Consider the following 3,978-nt stretch of genomic DNA (forward strand, 5'->3'; position numbering starts at 1 on the left):
TCACCACCAGCAGCGCGTTCTTCACCCGCCGGCTGACCAGCGTGAACGGGAAGGCGACAGGCGGCCAGGCCCACGTGGTGGAGCTCTACATCAGCTACCTGCGCAAGAAGATCGACGCGGGCCGTCCGCCGATGATCCACACGGTCCGGGGCGCGGGCTACGTCATCAAGGCCCCCGTCTCGTGAGCGTCCGGCGACCGGGCCCGCACAGCGCCCTGGGCCGGCTCGTGCCGCGCACCATCCGCAGCAGACTGGTCGCAGGCCTCCTGGCGCTGCTGGTCGTCACCTTCGCCGGGGTCGGCCTGGCACTGACCACCGCGCTCCGGCACTACCTGGTGAGCCAGCTCGACCAGCGCCTGACCGACGCCGGGGGGCGGTACGCCGCCAGCCTGGAACACGGCGGATCCGCCACGGGACCACGCAGCGACACCCGCGCCCAGAGCCCCGGCACGTTCGGAGCCCGGCTGGTGGACGGCCAGGTCACCAACGCGGGCGTGGTGGACGGCGACGCCGACGACGAGGAGGTCGCCAACGGGACCGCCCAGGCGGACACGGACGACACCGTCATTCTCACCGACCGCGACAGGCGGAGTCTGGCCCGGGTGCCGGTGGGCGGAGCAGCCACGTCGGTACGCCTGTCCGGGCTGGGCCCGTACCGGGTGCGTGCGGTCGCCGGGCGCGACGGCGACGTCCTGGTCACCGGTCTCCCGCTGCACCAGGTGAACGAGACCGAGCACAAGGTCGTCGCGCTGGAACTCGTCTCCTTCGCGTTCGCCCTCGGCATCACCGGCGTGGTCGGCGCCCTGTGGGTCCGGGTCTCGCTGCGCCCGATGAACCGCATCGCCGACACCGCCGGGCGGATCAGCGCACTCCCGCTCGCGGAGGGCGAGGTCGTCCTCACCGACCGGGTGCCCGACGCGGACCCGCGGACCGAGACCGGCAGAGTGGCGATCGCCTTCAACCGGATGCTGGGCCACGTCGAGGACGCCCTCGCCCGGCGTCACGCCTCCGAGGAGCGCCTCCGGGCCTTCGCCGCCGACGCCGGACACGAACTGCGCACCCCGCTCGCCACCATCCGCGGGCACGCCGAACTCGCCCTCCGCCACCCCGTCGGCAGTCCGGCCGAGGTGCACCACTCCCTGCGCCGCATCGACGCCGAATCCGTCCGGATGGGTGCCATCGTCGAGGACCTGCTGTTGCTCGCCCGCCTGGACGCCGGGCGGCCGCTCGCCCGGGAGGAGGTCGACCTCACGCGCATCGCCCTCGACTGCGTCCAGGACGCGCGGGCGGCGGCCCCCGGCCACCGCTGGCGCCTGGAGCTGCCCCCCGACCCGGTCGTCGTGACCGGTGACGAGGGCCGCCTGCGCCAGGTGATCACCAACCTGCTGTCCAATGCCCACCGCCACACACCCGACGGCACCACCGTCACCCTGCGGGTCGAAGGCCACCGGGTGACCGTGTCCGACGACGGCCCGGGGATTCCCGCCGACCTCGCTCCGCACGTCTTCGAACGGTTCGTCCGCGGCGACACGTCACGATCGCGGACCAGCGGCGGCACCGGCCTCGGCCTCGCCATCGTCGAGGCCGTGGTCAGTGCTCACGGTGGCACGGTCACCCTGGAACCGCGCCCGGGCGGGGGCACCACCGTCACCGTGGCGCTTCCCTGACCGGAGACGCACCTCCACGGCCGGCGGATCGTCACGGCCGGTGGGCCGTCGGGGCGTGCAGGCGCCCCGGATCAGTCGCCACCCGCTCGGCCGGCCTGTTCGGCCGTGGCCACGGAGCGCTTCACGGCGGCGAAGCTGTCCGGTGTGACGGAGATCGAGTCGATTCCGGCCTCCACCAGGAAGCGGGTGAAGTCCGGATCGTTACTGGGACGTTGACCGCACAGCCCGACATGGCGGCCGGCCGCGTGGGCGGTGGCGATCAGGCTCTCGATGCTCCGGGTGACGGCGGGATTCCGCTCGTCGAAGAGATGGGCGAGCAGCCCAGAGTCGCGGTCGACCCCGAGCGTGAGCTGGGTCAGGTCGTTGCTGCCGATCGAGAAACCGTCGAAGCGCTCGGCGAACTGCTCGGCGAGCAGGATGTTGGACGGGATCTCCGCCATGACATAGATCTGCAGGCCGTTGGCGCCACGGGTGAGACCGTTGTCGTCCATCACCGTCAGGACCAGGTCGGCCTCCTGCGGAGTGCGGCAGAACGGGATCATCACCACCACGTTGGTCAGTCCCAGCTCGTCCCGGGCCCGCCGCAACGCCCGGCATTCGAGGGCGAAGCCCTCGCGGTACCCGGGGTCGTAGTAGCGGCTCGCGCCGCGCCAGCCGATCATCGGATTGGCCTCGACCGGTTCGAACGGTGCGCCGCCCACGAGCCGGGCGTACTCGTTGGTTTTGAAGTCACTCGTGCGCACCACCACCGGATCGGGCCAGCGGGAGGCGGCGATCCGGGCGACACCGCGGGCGAACAGGTCCACGAAGTAGTCCGTCCGGTCGGCGTAGCCCTCGGTGAGCTCGGTCACCACCCGCTGGTCCTCGACCGGAAGCCGTTCCGGGTGGACCAGGGCCATCGGGTGGACCCGCACCTGGTGCGCGACCACGAACTCGGAGCGGGCCAGGCCCACGCCGTCGGCGGGCAGCCGCCACCAGCGGAAGGCGGCGCCGGGATCGGCGAGGTTGAGCATCACCCTGGTCCGGGTCTCCGGCAGCGAGCCGAGGTCGATCTCGGTGGCCAACGGCGGATAGCGGTCGGTGCCCAGTGCCCCGTATGCGTAGTAGGAGACCCGCCAGCTCCAGCGCAGGACACCGAGGTTGAAGTCGAACAGGGGGCGTGGGTAGCGCTCCGTGAGGAGGATCGCGAAGAACGCGACCACGGCCACCAGAACGAAGGCGATCCAGAGAAAGGCCAGCACCACGATGTGGGGGATCACCAGGATCCACTTCACCAGCCACAGCCAGCGCGAGAGCGGAGCGTCCAGCACTGCCGTCAGCCGGACCGGGCGATAGGCGGTGGGGGCGGTCATGGCGTCCTCTCCTGACCTGTGCCGAAACACGTGCGCGACGTGCGCAGTGCGCACCGCAGCCGCCGGGCGGTCCGGTCCCGCCGTCGGCGACGGGTACCCCGGAGGGCCGGGAGAGTTTCCGTCCCCGGCCCGGTCGGGATGTCAGACCAGTCCGGCGCCCCAGGCGCGGGCCCGGTCGAGTTCGCCCTGCCGCAGCGGGCCGTCGGCGTCCTCGACGATGAACCCCTCGGGTTCGGTGACGACGTCGTAGTGGTGGTGGGCGAGCCGTTTGGCGATGCCGTCCGCGGCTCCGCCGCTCATCCGCATGTCGCCGCGGGTGTCGAAGGCCGCCGCGTGCGTGCCGGGCTCGGTCTTCGGGAGCGAGTGGAACCAGGAACGCAGGCCCGGGCCCTCGGCGGTCTCGTGCGCCTCGCGGGCGGCGTCCTCGTGGCCCTCCTTCTTCGCCTCGGCCATGGCGGCCATCCGGCGGCTGGCGCCGGAGGACATGCCGTGCATGTGGGTCGGTCCGCCGACGACCAGCAGGTCCGCGGTGCGGGTCGTCTCCGTGCCGGCCTGCGCCACGGGCAGGCAGTCGACGGACGCCTCCGGATCGGCCTGGTGGACGCCTTCGGCGATGGCCTCGGCGATCTCACGGGTGTTGCCGTACATGCTCTCGTACACGATCACGGTGTGCATCGATCTCACCTCTCGCTCACCTCTCGGCACCAGTCTCGGGCCGCAGGGCGGGCCTGCGCGCGGGCCGTTCGGCCCCCGGCCGGGCGGCCGACCGGCCTCCGGACGGGCCTCAGCCGTACGACACGACGGCGACGGGGCACTGCACGTGGTGGATGGCGGCGTGGGCCACCGGCCCGAGGTGCGCGCCGATCGGTGCGCGCCGGACCCGGCGGCCGACCACCTCGACGCTGCTGCCCCAGGCATTTTGGGTGCAGCTGCTTGCACGGCTCAGCGTGGACGGCGCGC

Annotated in this window: 5 protein-coding genes; 2 read left to right on the forward strand and 3 right to left on the reverse strand. The window is 72.5% G+C overall.

What is annotated here, in order from left to right; genetic code table 11:
• Window positions 1-185: winged helix-turn-helix domain-containing protein (locus ABZ885_RS37015; protein ID WP_360198946.1), on the forward strand; the 185-nt coding region annotated here is incomplete at its 5' end.
• Complete coding sequence (locus tag ABZ885_RS37020) at window positions 182-1,666, forward strand: HAMP domain-containing sensor histidine kinase (protein WP_360198948.1); 1,485 nt, start codon at window positions 182-184, stop codon at window positions 1,664-1,666. The genes ABZ885_RS37015 and ABZ885_RS37020, both read left to right, overlap by 4 nt.
• Window positions 1,667-1,737: 71 nt before the next feature.
• On the opposite strand, the gene ABZ885_RS37025 is transcribed toward ABZ885_RS37020, so the two are convergent.
• The 3 genes from ABZ885_RS37025 to ABZ885_RS37035 all read right to left on the reverse strand — a co-directional run bounded on the left by ABZ885_RS37025 (window position 1,738) and on the right by ABZ885_RS37035 (window position 3,913).
• Window positions 1,738-3,018, reverse strand: a complete 1,281-nt coding sequence (locus tag ABZ885_RS37025) for a DUF4389 domain-containing protein (RefSeq protein ID WP_360198950.1) — start codon at window positions 3,016-3,018, stop codon at window positions 1,738-1,740.
• Window positions 3,019-3,159: 141 nt separating this feature from the next.
• The gene (locus ABZ885_RS37030) at window positions 3,160-3,693 is read right to left on the reverse strand and encodes a flavodoxin domain-containing protein (protein ID WP_360198952.1); all 534 of its coding nucleotides are present in this window, start codon (window positions 3,691-3,693) and stop codon (window positions 3,160-3,162) included.
• 109 nt (window positions 3,694-3,802) lie between these two features.
• On the reverse strand, window positions 3,803-3,913 hold the full coding sequence (locus ABZ885_RS37035; RefSeq protein ID WP_360198954.1) for a universal stress protein: 111 nt from the start codon (window positions 3,911-3,913) through the stop codon (window positions 3,803-3,805).
• Between the last annotated feature and the right edge of the window lie 65 nt (window positions 3,914-3,978).

Origin of the sequence: Kitasatospora sp. NPDC047058, from assembly GCF_040643935.1 — a bacterium.
In the GTDB taxonomy this organism is placed as follows: domain Bacteria; phylum Actinomycetota; class Actinomycetes; order Streptomycetales; family Streptomycetaceae; genus Kitasatospora.